Genomic DNA, 17,114 nt, shown 5'->3' on the forward strand with positions numbered 1-17,114 from the left:
GGGGACGGCCGATGACCGCGCCCGCGGGCACCCAGCCCGAAATCGCCGACCCGGACGGCTACGCACCCGAGTTCGAGGTGGTCGTCGACGGCCTGACGACCGACCCGACGACCAAGAACGACGTCCTCGACATCAAGGTGCACCGCGACCTCGACGAGATGTCCGGCTTCGACCTCGAGCTGAACAACTGGGACGACGTCGCGCTGAAGTTCAAGCACAGCGACTCGAAGGACCTGCAGATCGGCAGGCTCGTCTCCGTCCGGCTCGGCTACGCCGACCGGCTGCTGACGGTCGCCACCGGGAAGATCAGCTCGCTCGCGCCCAAGTTCCCGGACGGGGCTTCGCCGACCGTCTCCATCACCTGCGTCGACGGGATGCTCGACCTCAAGGACCGCAAGCCCACGAAGGACGAGGACAAGAACTTCGTCCGCAAGACCGACTGGGAGATCGCCGAGCAGATCGCGCGGCGCAACCACCTGGCGGTCAAGACGACCCACGAGGGCCCGCGGCACGACCTCGTGGTGCAGAAGAACCAGTCCGACGCCCAGTTCCTGGTGGAACGGGCGAAGCGGATCGACTTCGACTGCTACATCCTGCCGGACCCGAAGACCGGCGTGCAGACGCTGTACTTCGTCAAGCCCACCGACGGCCGCGACAGCCGCCCGATCCGGGTGTTCCGCCTCGCCTACAGCCCGGGGCTGGCGTCGGGGCCCGGTGGGCAGCCGGCCGGCCTGGTGCCCAACCTCCTCGACTTCACCCCGACCATGACCCTGTCCAACCAGGTCAGCAAGCTCACCGTGCACGGCTGGGACCCGGTCAAGGCGGAGCCGATCGAGTACGTCGCGACCTCGCAGGACCTGCCCGGCGGGCAGAACTCGGCCGACGGGCAGAGCGGGCCCGAAGCGGCGGAGACCGCGACCGGCGGCCGCCAAGAGGTGATCGTCGACGCGCCCGTGCTCAGCCAGGAGGAAGCCAAGGAGCTGGCCATCTCGCTGCTGCGGGAGCGGGCCTACGAGTTCATCACCGCGACCGGCCGCCTGGCCGGGCTGCCGGAGCTGCAACCGGGGGACAACCTGGAGATCTTCGGCCTCGGCCGCCGGTTCTCCGGCACCTACTTCGTCAAGCGCGTGGAGCACGCCCTCAACACGAGCGGGTTCTTCACCACCTTCACCGCCCGGCGGATCTTCCAGGGGGACAAACCATGACGGCGACGCCACGAGCCATGGCGACCGACCAGCGCTTCTACGGCGTCGCGCCGGCGGAGGTCGTGGAGAACGACGGGGACGACGAAGCCCGCGTCAAGGTCAAGTACTACTGGCTGGACGGCGGCTCGTCGATCAGTCCGTGGATCCGGGTCGCCCAGCTGTACGCGGGCGGCGGCTACGGCTCGGTGTTCGTGCCCGAGGTCGGCGACGAGGTGCTGGTCGCGTTCTTCCAGGGGGACATGCGGCAGCCCTACGTGCTGGGCGGGCTCTACAACGGCAAGAAGAAGCCGCCGGTCACGCACGCCGGCGGCCGCGACCAGAAGGTCATCCGGACCAAGGCCGGCCACCGGATCCTGTTCGACGACAAGGAAAAACAAGTCACGATCAGCACCACGTCGGGGGCGAAGGTGGTGCTCAAGGACAGCGGCGAGATCACCTTGGAAGCCGCGACGGTGACCGTCAAGGCGAGCGGCATCGACCTCGGCGGCGGTTCCACCGAGCCCGTCGTGCTCGGCAACGCCCTGATGCAGGCCTTCGTCCAGCACACCCACCCGGTGGCGGGCGCGGCCACCGGGCCCGCGACGCCGCTGCCGCCGACCGTGCTCGCGAAGAAGGTGAAGGCGACGTGACCGAACCCTTCCTCGGTACCGGCTGGCGGTTCCCGATCCTGCCCGACGAGGCCGGCCGGCTGTCCTACGCCGTCGGCGAGACGAGCATCGAGCACTGCCTGCGTGCGCTGCTGCTCACCGCGACGGGCGAACGCGTGATGCGCCCGGAGCTCGGCACCACCGTGCAGGAGTCGGTGTTCGCGCCGGGCAGCGCGCAGAACCTGCGCGGCCTGGAGCGCTCGATCTCCGACGCCGTGAAGACCTTCGAGCCGCGGGTGGAGCTGGCGAGCGTCCTCGCCGAGACCGACCCGGCCGACGAGTCCCGCGTGACGATCTCGGTCGAGTACCGGATCCGGCGCACCAACACCAAGGCCAACCTGGTGTTCCCGTTCTACCTCGGCCTGACGGGGACGCCATGACCCTGCCCGCGCCGAAGCTGGACGACCTCACCTGGGCCGACCTGATGGCGGCCACCACCCGCCGCATCCCGGCGGAGTCGGACGGGACGTGGACGCTGCACGCGCCCGCCGACCCCGGCGTCACGCTGCTGGAACTGTTCGCCTACCTGCTGGAGCAGCGGTTCTACTGGCTGGACCAGACCCCGGACGAGCTCGTCGTCGCGATCTTGAAGCTCTTGGGACTCGAGCCGCCACGCCCGGCGCGGGCGGCGGCCACGGTCCTCGCGCTGAGCACCGAAGCGGAAACGCCGACGGTGGTGCCCGCCGGCACCGTCCTGGCCCGCGACCCGGCCGCGGCGATCCACTTCACCCTCGACGACGAGGTGACCGCGTTCCCGGTGGACGGCGACGCCCACGTAGTCACCGACCGCGACCGCACCGCCGACCTGCTCGCCCGGCGCGGGGTGCCGCTGCTGGCGAGCGACGGGTCCGCCGCCTCGGCCCGCTTCACCCTGCCGCTCACCGGAGCGCACTCCACGTCCGGCTGGCTGTCGGTGCTGTTCGAGCTCGACTCGCCGCTGCCGCCGTCGTGGGCGCCGCCCCCGCTGCCGGTCGTCCGGCCGCCGGCCGAGCTGACGTGGTCGTGGTTCCGCCCGAGCGGCGACGCCTCGGGCGAGTTCGCCGAAGTCGAGGACGGCACCGGCGGGCTGCGGCGCTCCGGCGTCGTGCGCCTGCGGCCGCCGCCCGAATGGTCCACAATGGACAACGGGCTGCTGGTGGCCACCCCGGCCGCGACCTATCCGGCCCCGCCGCGGCTGCTGCGGCTGGCGGTCAACGTCTCGGGCGCCCGCCACGCCGAGCGGCGCACGGTCAGCGGGCTGGGCGAGCAGACGGACCGGTGGCTGAAGCTGCCCGGCCAGCGGCTCGTGCTGCCCGACGCCGCCGACCGGCTGCTCACCGCCGTCCTGCACCTGGCGGGCGACGAGTGGGAACCGGCGGCCGGCTTCGCCTTCGGCTCCGGCCGCGACCGGATCTTCCTGCTGGACCGGCACGACGGCGCACTCGTGTTCGGCGACGGCCTCACCGGGCGGATCCCGCGTCCGGGCGGAACCGTCGAGGTCGGCTACACGATCGGCGGCGGCCGCGACGGCAACGGCGGGCTGACGGACAACTGGCTGCCGGTCGACCTCGCGGCGCCGGTGCGGGCGGCGAACCCGGTGAAGGCCGACGGCGGGGCGGACCCGGAAACGGTCGCCCAGGCCCGCGACCGGGCCGCGGGCGCGCTCGGCGAGGTGACCAGGGCGGTCACGGCCGCGGACTTCGTCACGCTGGCCACCACGACACCCGGCGTCCAGGTCGGGCGTGCCCACGCCGCGGTCGGCGAGCACCCGGGCTTCCCGTGCGCGCGGGTCCCCGGCGCGGTGACCGTCCACATCGTCCCGTCGGTGCCCGCCGGGACCGTGCCCGCGCCGGAGCCGGACCCCGGCATGCTGTGCGCCGTCGAGGAGCGGCTGGCGGCGGCGAGACTGCTCACGGCCGAGGTCTTCGTGCGGCCCCCGGTGTACCGCGACGTCCGGCTGCGGGTGGACCTGTCCGGCACCCCGGCCGACCGGGCCGAAGTGTCCACTGTGGTCAGTGCCGCGCTGCGCCACCACCTCGATCCGCTGACCGGCGGCGACGAGGGAACGGGCTGGCCGTTCGGCGGCGCCCTGCGGCCCTCGGCCCTGCTGCGCGCCGCCCAGGAGGCACTCGGCGACCTGGCGGCGGTGACCGCGGTCGCGATCGGCATCGACGGCGCGGCCCCGGCCGAAACGTGCGACGACGTCCCGCTGCGAGCCGGCGACCTGCCGGTCGTGCGCGAAGTCCGCACGCACGTGGTGCCCGTCGTCGAACCGGGGGAGGGTTTGCTGTGACCGACGTCTGGTGGGCCCGCGACTCGGGCGAAGACGCGCACATGGTGCCCGGCCCCGGGCCGTCCGGGGTGGAGCCGGAGCTCGTCGACGCGTCGCGGGAAGCGGTTCGCGCCGCCGTGCGGGACCGGATCCCCGGCTACACCCCGGACTGGACCAACCCCGACCGGCAGGACGCCGGGGTCGCGCTCGTGCGGCTCTTCGGTGCCCAGGCCGAGCCCGTGCTGCTGCGGGTCAACCGGCTGCCGGAGAAGATCCTCGCCGAGCACCTGGGCACCGCCGGCGTGCGGCGCCGGCCCGCCACCGCGGCGGCCGCACTGCTCGAATTCACCGTGAAGCCGCCGGACGGCGCTTCGGTGCTCGTCCCCGCCGGGTTCCAGGCCGCCGCCACCGGCACCGACGGCGACGTCGTCTACGAGACCGACCAGGACCTCTACGCCACCCCCGCCACCCTGGGTGTGCTCGCCGTGCAGCGGGGCGGGGCGCTCGAGCCGGTCCCGCTCGGCCCGAACGGGCCCGGCCGCCCGTTCGCGCCCTTCGGCACCGAGCCCCAGCCGGGCAACGCGCTCTGGCTGGGCCTCGACGGCACCGCGAGCCCGTTCCCCTCGCTGTCGCTGGGCTTCGTGGTCGCGGCCGCGCCGCCGGTGCCCGCGGCCGCCGGCGGGCTCACCCCGCTGCCCCTGGCACCCCAGCCGCTGCTGCGCTGGGACGTGCTGGACGGCGGCCGGTTCCGGCCCGCCGAAGTCGTCCGCGACGAGACGCGGGGGCTGCGCGCCAGCGGCACGGTGGAGCTGCGGGTGCCCCGTACCTGGGCACCCGGGCAGCCGCCGGCCGCGCGCCCCGGCCCGGCGCTGCGCTGGCTGCGCTTGCAGGTCGCGCAGGGCACGTTCACGGTGTCAACTGGGGCTCCGCCCCAGGCCGGGGGCTCCGCCACCCGGACCCCCCGAGAAGCGGTGGTGGCGCCGCCGCTCGTCTCGGGCCTGCGGCTGAACACCGTCGCGGCCACCGCGGCCCGCACGATCTTCGACGAGCCGCTGGAACCGATCCAGGACCCGGCGAACCCGTCCGAACGACGGCGGCTGCGGCTGAGCCAGGTCCCGATCCTGGCCGGCACCGTGGTCATCGAAGTCGACGACGACCCGGGCATGGACCTGTTCGGCACCACCGAAGGGACCGCGTCGCCCTGGCAGGAGGTGCCGAGCCTCGCCGCCTACGGCCCGGACGACCGCGTGTTCGTCGTCGACTACGACACCGGCGTGGTCACCTTCGGCGACGGCGTCAACGGCGCGCCCGTGCCACCGGGCTTCCGCAACGTCCGCGCGGTGCGCTACCGCGTCGGCGGCGGCGCGGCGGGCGCGGTGGCGGCCGGTGCCGTCAACGGTCTTCGCACCGCGCAGCCGTTCGTGACCGGCGTGACCAACCCGTTCCCCGCCACCGGCGGCTCCGACGCCGAGCCCGACGCCGACGTCGTACGGCGCGGGGTGGAGGAACTGCGTTCCCGCGGCCGGGCCGTCGCCCCCGCCGACTACGGCCTGCTGGCCCTGCGCGCGCCGGGCGCCTCGATCGCCCGCGCGAACGGCGTGCCGGGCCTGCACCCGGACTTCGCCGGCACGCCCATCCCCGGTGTCGTCGGTGTCCTGGTGGTGCCGCCGTTCGAGGCGGGCGGCACCGAGCCGCCGGTCCCGACCGCCGCGACCCTGCGCGCGGTGGCCGACTTCCTCTCCCGCGAGGTGGCGCCCGCCGGCGTCACGGTGGTCACCGGCCCGGTCGAGTTCCGGCGGATCGGCGTCGAGGCCAGGGTCGTGCTCGACACCGGCCAGGACCGGGCCGCCGTCCTCGCCGGAGCGGCGGACGCGGTGACCACCTACCTGGATCCCTTGCGGGGCGGGGAAAACGGCGGCGGCTGGCCGTTCGGCGGCGCGGTGCGGCACACCGCGCTGGTGCGCCGGCTCCTGGCCGTCGACGGTGTCCTCGCGGTGTCCGGGCTCGTGCTCACCGCCGACGGGCTGCGGCTGCCGCCGTGCGCCGACCACCCGATCCCGCCGGCCGACCTGGTGTGGCCGGAGCGCCCGCTGCTGATCCCGGTGGAGGAGTCCCCATGACGTGCACGCCCGAGAACGCCACGTTCCGGCTCCTCGACGCCGTCGTCGGGTGGGACCAGGACGTCGTGGCGGACCTCGTCGGGTTCGCGGACGAGACCGGCGTCCGGCTCGCCCACGCCGGCGCATCCCCGGACGGCCCGACGCGGGCCCAGCTGCTGCCGTGGTTCCCCGACCCGCGCCTGGCGCCCGGGTGCCGGCCCTGCGCGTGGTACCTGCTCTCCGGCGAACGGCTGCTGCGCCGGGACACCTGCGCGGGTGGCTGGCTGCCGGTGTGGCCGCCCTACTGCGACCCCCGGCTGCTGCACGCGCCGACGGCCGTCGCCGCGCGCGGGCACCGGGTCGCCGTGGTCGACTCCGGCCGGGTCTTCGTGTGGCGCAACGAAGGCGACCAGCTGGTCGCGATGATCGAGCTCCGGGACGCCTCGGTCGTCGCGCTCGCGCAGGACGAGCAGGTGCTCGTCGCTCGTGCGGGCAGCGACCGGCTGCGGCGCTACGGCCCCGACGGGCGGCTGCGCGAGGTCGTCCGGACGCGCGTCCGCGGCGAGATCGTCGGCATCCGCACCGGACCCGGGTGCACGATCTGGCTGCTCACCGAAGAAGCCGGCCGCCTGCGGGTCTACCGGGACCACTGCGAGTCCACACTGGACGAACTGGCGGCCGCGCTGCCGCCGAGCAGTTTGACCGGTGCGGACGACGACGGCTTCTGCCTGCGCGAACAGGGACCTGACGGCGAAGTGACCACCTGCTACGACTGGGCGGGCGAGCCGCGCGAGGAACCGCCGGCCGGGTCCGGTCAGTTCGTCACCGAGGGCGAGTTCACCACCCTCCTGATCGACAGCGGGATCTCGCGCTGCCGCTGGCACCGGGTGCGGGTGGAAGCGGACGTGCCGGCGGGCACGGCGGTGTCGGTGTCGATCGTGGTGTCCGAAAACGGCGAGTTCGCCGAGAGCGACTGGCAGACCGCGCCCGCCGGCGGCACCGACTTCCTCGTCGACCAGCCACCCGGGCGCCACCTCACCGCCCGCGTGCGGCTGTCCGGTGACTCGTCGGCGACGCCGGTCCTGCACCGGATCCGGCTCGACTTCCCGCGCGCCACCAGCGCGGACCTGCTGCCCGCCGCGTTCCGCCATGACCCGGCGGCCGACGACTTCACCGAACGGTTCCTGTCCCTGTTCGACGCCACCACGGCCGAACTCGACCGGGTCCTCGAGCGGTACCCGGCGCTGCTCGACGCGGCCGGCGTGCCGGACGGCGCACTGCCGTGGCTGGCCGCGCTGCTGGGCCTGGCGTTCGAAGCGGGCTGGGACGCGGAAACGCGCCGGAAGCTGATCACCGCCGCGCCCGGGCTGTACCGGCGGCGCGGGACGCCGGCCGCGCTGGAAGAAGCGATCAAGATCGTCTTCGACGTCGACCCGGTCATCGACGAGCTGGCCGGCGACCGCCACTGGGCGCAGGTCCGCGCGACCGCGGGGCCGCCGTCCGCCCGCGGCCTCGGCTCGGTGCGGCTGTTCGGCCGCTCGTCGTCGCGGCTGCGGCTGGACACCTCGACGCTGGGCGCGGCGCCGCTGCGGGCGTTCGGCGACCCGGACACCGACCCCCTCACCGAGCACGCCCACCGGTTCCGGGTCCTGCTGCCCGCCGGCGCGGCCGACGAGGAGGCGGTGCGGCGCCTGGTGGTCCGGCAGGCACCGGCGCACACGAAGGGCGCGGTGCGCATCGGCGGATCGGGGTTCGTGGTCGGCACGCTTTCGGCGATCGGGGTCGACACGGCGTTCGTCCCGCTGCCGCCGCCGGTGGTGGGCGGCGCGCGCCTGAACCACGACGGAGTACTGAGGTCCGGGCCACGGGGCGCCCGCCACGGGGTGAGCGTCGGCGTGGCGTCCGCGGTCGGGGTCCACACGCGAGTGTCTTGAGAGGACAGAAGAGATGACCGAGGCAACGACAGAGGAACAGGCCTTCCGCCGGTTGCGGTACTTCCACGGCAGGCTGCTCACCGCCCGCGACTTCCAGCGGGAGCAGGAGTACTTCCGCGAGAAGCTGAAGCTGCGCATGCGCTGCCTGCTCGGCTACGGCGTGGTGTGCGGGCTGTTCGTGGAACCCGCGCCGAAGACCGGCGGCGAAGAAAAGCACGAACACCACGCCAGGGTGCACATCACCAGCGGGCTCGGCGTCGACTGCGACGGCAACGAGGTGCTCGTGCCGGGCAGCTGCGCGATCGACCTGTGGGACGCGCTGCCCGAGGACGAGCGCACCGGGACGACCGTGTGGGTCGGCGTCGAGTACACCGAACGCGCGGTCGAGCCGACCCGGACGGTGTTCAACTCCGCCTGCGGGGACACCTCGGACTGCGACTTCGGCTACACCGAGGAGAGCTACTGCGTCCGCGTCACCACCAAGACGCCGCCGAAGGACGAGCGCTGCGAGACCTGCTGCACCCGGTGCGAGCACAAGGTCCTGTGGCTGGCCCGGATCGACGACGTCGACTTCGCCCAGCCGGTCCGCGAAGACCGGATCCACCTCGACGTCCGCCGGTTCTTCGGCCGCCGCGTCCCGACGGTGATCACCGGCGTCAACTGGAAGCACGGCCACACCTACACGGTGAACGAGGCCAGGGAACTGCTCGGCACGCAGAAGAACTCCGGCGGCCTGGTCGTCGAGTTCTCCGACGGCGTCCGCGTCGACAGCCTGCGCCGCGGGGTGGTCGAGATCCAGGTGATCGAAGGCGGGGCGGGGCGCAACGCCGACACCTGGTACATGGGCGGCACGTTCGAGGAACCCACCCCGAAGGACGGCGAGTTCACCGACCACTTCCGCTACCGGCAGACGACCCGCGAGACCCTGCAGGACGGCGATCGCGTGCTGATCACCGTCCGCGCCGCGTTCATCCTCGACCACTGCTGCCGCCCGGTCGACGGCACCAACGTCGGCGGCCGGGTCCCCTTCACCGGCCACGCGGACACCGACGTCGAGATCGAGACCGGCCACGGCCACGACCCCAAGCCCGAGCCGGACCCGACCGGGTGCCTCGTCCCGCCGACGGGCATCGGGCCGTGGACGTCGGGCACCGGCGCCGGCGGCGACGTCTTCGAGAGCTGGTTCTTCATCACCGAGGAGCGTTCATGAGCACGTCTGGGTGCGGGTGCGGGTGCGGCGGGGCGCCGGCCTTCCCCGCCGCGTTCGTCCGGCCGCGGTTCTTCTCGGGGCAGCTGCTCACCGAGGACGACCTCACGCTGCTGACCGACTACGTGGCCGGGAAGGACCGGCTGCACAACCGGATGCTGTCGGGCCCCGGCGTCGTGTGCGGGCTCGAGGTCACCTGCGGTTCGTGCACGGGCGGGACGGTGCTCGTGCACCCCGGGCACGCGCTGGACTGCTGCGGCAACGACATCGTGCTGTCCTGCAAGGAGAAGGTCGACGTGCAGGCGCTCGTGCGCGAGCTGCGGGTGTCCTCGCCGGGCGTCGGCTGCGGCGACCCGTGCGACGACGACCAGCGCCACTTCGGGCTCTTCGTGCGGTACGAGGAGAGCATGACCGGCGCGGTCACGCCGTTCGCCACCGAGGAGCCGTGCCCGTCGCCGGGGTGCGTGCCGTCCCGCGTCGAGGAGGGCTTCCGGTTCGTCGTCAAGTGCGACACGACCGACGACCACCGGTACAACCCCGCCACCAAGCTGCTCGCGCAGATCGGGGACAAGGACGCCTGCGAGCACATCCGCCTGCTGAGCGCGCGGCTCGGGCGCTACCTGGACCCGATGGCGGTGGCCGGCGGCTCCTCGACCCGGCCGATCCGGTTCGACGACGCCGACCTGGTCCGGTACCGCGACAACCTCGCCCTGCTGCAGGCCGCCGGGGACACCCCGCAGCCACCGGAGGCGCGGCAGCAGACCGAGTACGTGCGGGCGCTGGCCGCTTCCGTCGCCCGGTACGACACCTACGACGAGGCGGGACAGCAGGAACTGCGGACCCAGCATGAGGAACTCGGCTCGATCGACACCGCCCGGGAGGTGCTCGGCGCGGCGTGCGCCCGGCTGGCCGAGACCGACCCGCGGGAGGTCTGGCCGGAGCTGGCGCACCGGCAGATCGCGCTGGCCCTCCTGGCGGAGGTGAAGAACCGGGTGGTCACCCTCGATCCGGACGCCCCCATCGAGCTGCGCCTGCTGGCGCAGGGCACGCCGCTGGACAACGTGCTGGAGGCCGAGTTCCGGGCCGATCTCGTGCGGATCCGGGAGTGGCTGCTCGGCCGGCTGGACCGGGTGGCCGGCGTCGCGGACTGCAAGCTGCACGACGAGGTGCGCACGGTCGCCATTCCGCAGCCGCTGCCCATCCCGGAGCCGGACCGGATGCAGCGGCTGACCGTCGCCGACCTGGGCCTGCTTACGGACGCGGCGGGGAAGCTGACGACGTACGTGCTCCGGTTCGTCACCGACGCGGCCTGCTCGACGCTGAACCCGCCGTGCGCCGACTGCGCCGACAACGACGTGCTGCTCGCGCACCTGGAGCTGGACGGCTGCGACGTCGTGCGCGTCTGCTCGGCGACCCGGGAGCAGGTGCTGCCGGGTGGTTCGGCCTACGGCGAGTGGCTGCCGAAGCTGTACCAGCTGCGTCACTTCGCCGAGCAGATCTGCTGTCAGCCGACGCCGGTGCACCGGCCGCCGTCCGTGCCGGCCACCGGGCCGATCCCGCGGCCGTACGTGCCGCGGCTGCTCGAAAAATGGCGGTCGCGGAGCCCGCTGGAGCGGATGTGGGAGCTCCTGGTGACCCCGGCTCCGGGGGAGACCGTGCCGAAGCCGGTGCGGGAGCAGGTGTACACCGTGCCGGCCGAGGTGACCGACAGCCTGCAGGAGATGAACGCGCTGCGGGGCCAGGTGAGCGACCTGGTCGCGACTGTGGAGGCGTTGCGCGGACAGCTGGACGCCGCGCGGGAGCAGGTCACGCAGGTGCGGGACGAGCTGCCGGACCGGCTGTCCGACCGGCTCTCGGAGCTGGAGAACGCCCCGGAACCGGAAACCGAGGCCGGTGCTGCCGATTCCGCTGATTCTGCCGAGGAGCAGGCCGAGAAGCCGAAGCCGCCGCCGCGGCGGGGCCGGTCCTCCTCGGCCCGCGGCGGCGGTTCCGCTCGCAAGCCGCGGTCGGGTGAGACGTCGTGACCGGTCCACTGCGCCCGGAGTTCCACGAGGGGCAGGTGCTCGCCGCCGCGGACCTCGCGGCGACCGTCGCCCACGCCCGTTCGGCGGCCGTCCGGCACGCGCGCCTTTCGCACGACTGGGGCATCGCCGACGGGCTCGGCCTGACGACCGAGAACCGGACCGATCCGGTGTCGGGCGACCGGTTCGTCGAGGTGAGCGTGCAAGCCGGGCTCGCGGTCGACGGGACCGGCCGGGAGATCGTGGTGCCGGCGCCGGTCGTGCTGTCGGAGGCGGACTTCGAGGCCGTCAACGGCGCCGACGGGAAGACGACCGACCCGTACCCGGTGTTCCTCACCGCCGCCGACCGGACCCAGCCGCCGACAGGCCCGGCCTCGTGCGCCGGCTCCGGCGGGCCGACCCGGGTCGAGGAGTCCTACCAGATCCTCTTCCGGCGGCTCGGCGACGAGCGGCTGGTGGCCGACCAGCAGCCGCCCGCGGTGGCCGCCGCCCCGGCGGCCCCGCCCGTGCAGTGGCTGGTCCTGCTGGGCTTCGTCCAGTGGAACGGCGCGCACTTCACCGCGGTGGTCCCGGCGGCGCGCGGGGTCGGGCCGCGGTACGTCGGGGTGCGCGCGGACACCGTGTCGGCCCGGTCGGGTTCGCTGGCGCTGCGCACCCTGCCCGAGGTCCAGGAGGGCAAGCCGGCGCTGGTGCTGTCCGCCGCGCCCGCGCCGACCCTGGTCTACGGGCTGTACAAGGGATCCGGCGACGTCGACCCGCTGCTGACGGTGGAGGCCAACGGGAACCTGACCATCGCGGGCAGCTTCTCCGGCCAGACCTCGGCGGGCAGCGTGCTGGCGACGTCCGGCTGCGCGACCGACGGCATGGTGCTGCCGCTGCCGTCCGGGGTCACGGCGGCGGAGATCGCCGACGGCCGGGTGTCCTTGCACGTCTACGTGACGCCGCGGATCCCGCCGTCGGAAGCGGGGCTGACCGTCCCGGTGGAGGCCACTGTGGACGGTGACCGGCGGGTCCGGTGCCGGCTGCGGTCCTACGACCCCGGCGTGGGTCCCGCGGTCACCGAAGCGTCGGGCTCGGTCGACTTCCTGGTCCTGGCAACGGTCGCGGCGACGAGCGGGGGTGGCCGAGGGTGAGCGTTTTCGCGGTGTACGAGTCGAGCACCGGCATCGTGGTCGGTGCGGTCAAGGCGATCGGCACGCCGGTGCCGGCGGCGGACGTCCTGGTCGGCGCCGCGCTGCCGGTGCGGCTCTCGCTCAAGGCCGGTGACCTGGTGACCCTGTCGCTGGGGGGCCGGGAACTGGCCGTGCACGAGGCCGACGACCAGCCGGCGGTGTTCCTCGATCCGCTGGCCTACGGCGTCACGCGGGTGTCCGGCCAGCCGGCGAAGCCCGCGCTGAAGGAACTGGCGGAACTGAAGGTCCCGGTCGAGTTCGACCCCACCGGGCTGCTCGTCAAGCTGCCGGGCGTCGCGGACGCGGACACCGCCGTGTTCGCGCTGGTCTCCGAGGGGCCCGACACGCTGCCGGTCGCCGGGGTCGTCAAGAAGGACGACGACCACGTGTCGCTGCCGCTGACGGTGAGCACGGGCGCGCACGCCGTGCTGGTGCTGGTGGCGGGCTGGGCGGGCCGCCTGGTGGAGGTCGCCAAGTGAGCGCACCCACCGGCGGCGAGGTCACCGTGCGCCGGTGCGTGGTGCGGGTGGTCCGGCGCGGTGGGTGGAGCTGGGGGCCCGACCCCCGCGGCCTCGTCCAGCGGGCCCTCGACGCCCTGCCGGAACTGCTGGCCGAGCGGTTCGACGACCTGCTCGACGGCGACGGCCCGGACGTGGAGATCACCGAGCCGGTGCGGCTGTCGGTCCGGCTGTCCGCGGCCGGGCGCGGCGGAAGCGGGCTGGTGCCCTCGGGCCTGGTCCTCGAAACCGTCGCGGCGGGTGGCGGGACGCCGTCCGAGTCGATCCCGCTGCCGGTGCCGGTGGTGCTCCCGGCCCGGTCGTCCCCATCGGACGGAGGTGGCGAGGTGCCGGAGTTCGGTCCGGGCACGCCGGAAAGCCCGCCGTCGCCGACGGTGGCGGCGTTGTTCGAGGAGCTCGCCGCGCGGGAAGAACTGGTCGCGCTGCTCGCGTTGCTGCCCGAGGAGACGGTGCGGCGGTACCTGTCCGCGCTGCTCGCCGAGTCCGCCGCCGAACGCGCTGGTCCTATGGCCGGCGAGCCCGGGGGTTCGTTCGTGGCCGAAGAACTGCCCGGACCGGCCGTCGTGCTGGCGGCGGAGCTGGCCCGGCGGCGGTCCCTCGCGTGGCCGCCCGCGACCCGTGCGGACTTCGCCGGGCTGCTGCTGGGTTCGCCGGGCGGGCCGGCCGGTGCGGAGACCGCGCCGATCGCCGCGACGGCGTCCGTGACCGAGTCTTCGAGGCCGGCGGGGGAGACGCGGGTCGGCTCGGTGCTGCCGTTCCTGCTGGCCGGCCCGCTGGCCAGGACCGGCTACCTGGACGCGATCGGCCCGGCACTGTCCGGAGTGGACCTGGCCGCCGCGACTCCGCTGTTCGCCGCGGCACTGGCGTACAAGGTCCTCGGCGCACCGCAGCGGGGCTGGCGGCGGACCCCCGCGGACGACCTCGCGGCGGCGACGTTCGCCGGCCTGGAGTCGGTCCCGGACCTGACCGCGTTCGCCGGGGAAGCCGGCCCGGCGCTGCCGGTGCTGGACGGCGTGCTGGCGCTCTCGCTGTGCCGCGGCCACGACCGGGCCGACCCGCTGCTGATCACGGGCGTCGACGACGGCCTGCTGCTGGTCGACGCGCAGGGCCTGTTCCCGATCGCGTGGACGTCCACAGTGGACGAACTGGTGCCGCACTGGGCGGCCTGCGGCCGGCCGCCGGTGCTGGTGCGCGACAGCCCGCTCCCGGCGTCGGGCCTGCGCGACCTGGCGGCGGCGGGCGTCCGGTTCATCACCGACGCGCGCCCGCTGCGCGACGACCCGCTGACCCGCCTGCGCTGGCCCACCCCGCTGTGGACGACCGGTGGCGTGGAACCCCGGCTGGCCACGAGTCTTTCCGCCGAGCGCCTGGACGAACTGGCCCGGACGCTGTTCGTCGAGCACCGGGCCGTGCCGCTGGCGGCGGACCGCGCGCTGGAGCACAGCGTCTCGCTGGCGGCGGCGCTGGCGCTGGGCATGATCGCCTGGCAGCTGTGGGAGGGCGACTCCCCGGTCCGGGCCCTGACGACGTTCGCCGACCTGGAAGCCACCGTCCGGTTCACCCGCGACGCGGTGCGCGTGAAGATCCCGCTGGGCCGCCGCCACACGGACCTGTGGCGGGGCGGCGCCCTCACCGACGTACCCGACGTGGTCTGGCTGGACGGCCGGACCCTGACCTTCTCCGGTGGCTGACGTGAGCGGGCCGGCGGCCGAGCACCTCCGGGTGCGCCTGGCGGAACTGCACCAGGCGCTGCGCGGCGCCGTCGCCCGGCAGGCCGAGGCCGCGGCGGTGCTGACGCGCCCGGACCTGACGCCGTTCTGCGTCACCGACGAGCAGGTGGACGCGCTGCTCGACCGCGTCGACGCCTTCGCCGAAGGGATGACCGAGCCCGCGTCGCCGGCCCGGCCGGACCCGGAGTCCGAGCAGCACCTCCGGCGGCTGGCCGCCGCGCGCGGGCTGACGCTCCCGCTGGACGCGCTCGCGACCCGCTACGGCCTGTCCCGGGACGAGCAGGACGCGCTGCTGCTGGTGGCCGCGCCGGAGCTGGACCCCGGCTACGAGCGCGTCTACGCCTACGTCGTGGACAACCTCAACCGGCGGGCGCCGTGCGTGGAGCTGCTGGTCGCGGTGATCGCCCAGACCCCGGCCGACCGCCTGGCCCTGCGCCGCGCGCTGGGGTCCGCGGGCCGGCTGCGCCGCTACGGCCTGGTGAAGGCGTACGGCGAGGCGCCGACCGAGCTCGCCCAGGAGCTGACCCTCGGCGGCGGCGTGTTCGAGTACCTGATGGGCTGGGGCGGCGACGTCGGCGTCCTCGGCCACGACCCCGGCGAAGTCACCCGCTCGCCGCGCCAGGTGGCGTCCCCGTACCTGGAGTCGGAGCGGCTCACCACGCTCGGCCGCGCGCTGGCCGGCGGCGACGTCGACGTGGTCGGCCTGTGGGGCTGCCCGGCCGACAGCCAGCTCGACGTCGCGCAGGCGCTGGCGGCCGCGGCCGGGCGTCCCCTGCGCCGCGTGACCGCGGACGCGGCGGCCGACCTGCGGACCGCCGCCGCGCTGGAGGCGATCCTGTGGCTCCCGACGGACGGCCGCGACCCCCAGGCAGACGAACCGTGGGTGAATTCGGGCGTGCCGCTGTGCCTGACCGGCGCGACCCCGTGGCGCCCGCCCCGGCTGCTGGCCGCCCGCACCTACGCGGAGGTGACGATCCCGCCGCCGGGCTTCCCGGAACGCCGGGCGATGTGGTCGTCGGCGTTCCCGGTGCTGGGCGACGACGTCCTGGCCGACCTGGCCGCCCGCTACCGGATGAGCGGCGGCGAACTCAGCGCGGTGGCCGCGGTCGCCGACACCGGCGCGCGCCTGTCGGGCAACGGCCACCGGCTCACCGACCACGTCGAGCCCGCGATCGCCACGGTGACTCGCGGGCGCACCAGCGGCGCGGTGCAGTCGATCATCCCGCGCCGGGGTCTGGCGGACCTGGTCCTGCCGGCCGCGCAGATGGCCCAGATCGGGGAGATCGCGTCGGCGTTCCGCGCGTGGCCCCGCATCGCGGAGACGTGGGGCTTCGCCCGCAAGACGACGACGGGCGGCGTCAAGGCGATGTTCACCGGCGAGCCGGGCACGGGCAAGACGATGTCGGCGGAGGTCGTCTCCGGCATCCTGGGCCTGGAGCTGCTGAAGGTGGACCTGGCGCAGGTGGTGTCGAAGTGGGTGGGGGAGACGGAGAAGAACATGGAGGTGGTGTTCCGCCAGGCGGAGGACAGCCACGCGGTCCTGCTCTTCGACGAGGCGGACGCGCTGTTCGGCAAGCGCGGCGAGGTCAAGCAGGGCACCGACCGCTACGCCAACCTGGAGGTCGGCTACCTGCTGCAGCGCCTGGAAGCGAGCGACGGCCTGATCATCCTGACGAGCAACCTGAAGGAGAACATCGACCCGGCCTTCACCCGCCGGTTCCACTTCGTGGTCCACTTCCCCCGCCCGGGCGTGGCGGAGCGCCGCCGCCTGTGGCACCTGGCGTTCCCCCCGGAGGCCCCGCTGGCCCCGGACGTCGACGTGGACGCGTTGTGCCGCCTGGACATGACGGGCGCGGGCATCACGTCGGCGGCCCGCACGGCAGCACTGGCCGCGGCCGACACGGGCAGCGACGCGATCGCCATGCGCCACGTGGTCCGCGGCGTGTCCCGCCAGTTCCAGCGCGAGGCCCGGTTGTTCCGCCCGGCGGAGCTGGGCCGGTATGCTGGACTCTTGACCGACAACGGGAGTGCGCATGCCTGAACTGATGCCCCCGCAGACAAAACCGGCGATCCCGGTGACAGCCCAGGAACTCCGGACGGCGGCCGCGTCCGACCGGGGAAAGCAGAAGGTCGTCCTGGTCCCGGCGGTGATCGGCAACGCTCAGGCAGCGAAGACGGCGATGGACGGGAGTTCGAAGACGGTGCCGTCGCATTTGGCGTCGACGTTGGCGGCGGGGCAGGACCGGGTGGGGAACGCGGCAATGGCCGGCGCGGCGATGAGGGTGGTGCCGATGGTGGTCCCGAAGAAGGAAGCCTTTTCCGGCTGCTGA

Annotated in this window: 13 protein-coding genes; all 13 read left to right on the plus strand. The window is 74.3% G+C overall.

All coding sequences use genetic code 11. The annotated features are described in order from the left end of the window. The first annotated feature begins 11 nt into the window (after positions 1 to 11). Genes ACLJQM_RS46650 through ACLJQM_RS46710 form a run of 13 tightly spaced genes read left to right on the plus strand, consistent with a single transcriptional unit; the run spans position 12 to position 17,114 of the window. Positions 12 to 1,205, plus strand: a complete 1,194-nt coding sequence (locus ACLJQM_RS46650) for a phage late control D family protein (RefSeq protein WP_410636477.1) — start codon at positions 12 to 14, stop codon at positions 1,203 to 1,205. Next, a complete protein-coding gene (locus ACLJQM_RS46655) occupies positions 1,202 to 1,834 on the plus strand; it encodes a phage baseplate assembly protein V (protein ID WP_410636478.1) in 633 nt (210 codons plus the stop codon). Before ACLJQM_RS46650 ends, ACLJQM_RS46655 begins: the two co-directional genes overlap by 4 nt. Then, positions 1,831 to 2,232, plus strand: a complete 402-nt coding sequence (locus ACLJQM_RS46660) for a GPW/gp25 family protein (RefSeq protein WP_410636479.1) — start codon at positions 1,831 to 1,833, stop codon at positions 2,230 to 2,232. Before ACLJQM_RS46655 ends, ACLJQM_RS46660 begins: the two co-directional genes overlap by 4 nt. After that, positions 2,229 to 4,124 (plus strand): putative baseplate assembly protein, encoded by a 1,896-nt coding sequence (locus tag ACLJQM_RS46665; protein ID WP_410636480.1) that lies wholly within the window; start codon positions 2,229 to 2,231, stop codon positions 4,122 to 4,124. The genes ACLJQM_RS46660 and ACLJQM_RS46665 overlap by 4 nt, the downstream gene beginning before the upstream one ends. Beyond that, complete coding sequence (locus ACLJQM_RS46670; protein ID WP_410636481.1) at positions 4,121 to 6,223, plus strand: putative baseplate assembly protein; 2,103 nt, start codon at positions 4,121 to 4,123, stop codon at positions 6,221 to 6,223. Before ACLJQM_RS46665 ends, ACLJQM_RS46670 begins: the two co-directional genes overlap by 4 nt. After that, positions 6,220 to 8,136 (plus strand): phage tail protein, encoded by a 1,917-nt coding sequence (locus ACLJQM_RS46675; RefSeq protein WP_410636482.1) that lies wholly within the window; start codon positions 6,220 to 6,222, stop codon positions 8,134 to 8,136. The genes ACLJQM_RS46670 and ACLJQM_RS46675 overlap by 4 nt, the downstream gene beginning before the upstream one ends. A gap of 13 nt (positions 8,137 to 8,149) precedes the next feature. After that, positions 8,150 to 9,346: a hypothetical protein gene (locus ACLJQM_RS46680; protein WP_410636483.1), complete on the plus strand. Its 1,197-nt coding sequence runs from the start codon at positions 8,150 to 8,152 to the stop codon at positions 9,344 to 9,346. Then, the gene (locus ACLJQM_RS46685; RefSeq protein ID WP_410636484.1) at positions 9,343 to 11,367 is read left to right on the plus strand and encodes a hypothetical protein; all 2,025 of its coding nucleotides are present in this window, start codon (positions 9,343 to 9,345) and stop codon (positions 11,365 to 11,367) included. The genes ACLJQM_RS46680 and ACLJQM_RS46685 overlap by 4 nt, the downstream gene beginning before the upstream one ends. After that, positions 11,364 to 12,497, plus strand: coding sequence for a hypothetical protein (locus ACLJQM_RS46690; protein ID WP_410636485.1), 1,134 nt, complete (start codon positions 11,364 to 11,366; stop codon positions 12,495 to 12,497). The genes ACLJQM_RS46685 and ACLJQM_RS46690 overlap by 4 nt, the downstream gene beginning before the upstream one ends. Further along, on the plus strand, positions 12,494 to 13,015 hold the full coding sequence (locus tag ACLJQM_RS46695; RefSeq protein ID WP_410636486.1) for a hypothetical protein: 522 nt from the start codon (positions 12,494 to 12,496) through the stop codon (positions 13,013 to 13,015). Before ACLJQM_RS46690 ends, ACLJQM_RS46695 begins: the two co-directional genes overlap by 4 nt. Then, on the plus strand, positions 13,012 to 14,745 hold the full coding sequence (locus ACLJQM_RS46700; RefSeq protein ID WP_410636487.1) for a hypothetical protein: 1,734 nt from the start codon (positions 13,012 to 13,014) through the stop codon (positions 14,743 to 14,745). Before ACLJQM_RS46695 ends, ACLJQM_RS46700 begins: the two co-directional genes overlap by 4 nt. After that, the gene (locus ACLJQM_RS46705; protein ID WP_410636488.1) at positions 14,738 to 16,825 is read left to right on the plus strand and encodes an ATP-binding protein; all 2,088 of its coding nucleotides are present in this window, start codon (positions 14,738 to 14,740) and stop codon (positions 16,823 to 16,825) included. The genes ACLJQM_RS46700 and ACLJQM_RS46705 overlap by 8 nt, the downstream gene beginning before the upstream one ends. Next, positions 16,818 to 17,114: a hypothetical protein gene (locus tag ACLJQM_RS46710; RefSeq protein ID WP_410636489.1), complete on the plus strand. Its 297-nt coding sequence runs from the start codon at positions 16,818 to 16,820 to the stop codon at positions 17,112 to 17,114. Before ACLJQM_RS46705 ends, ACLJQM_RS46710 begins: the two co-directional genes overlap by 8 nt.

This window comes from Amycolatopsis sp. cmx-4-83 (genome assembly GCF_046548815.1).
Taxonomy (GTDB): domain Bacteria; phylum Actinomycetota; class Actinomycetes; order Mycobacteriales; family Pseudonocardiaceae; genus Amycolatopsis; species Amycolatopsis pretoriensis_A.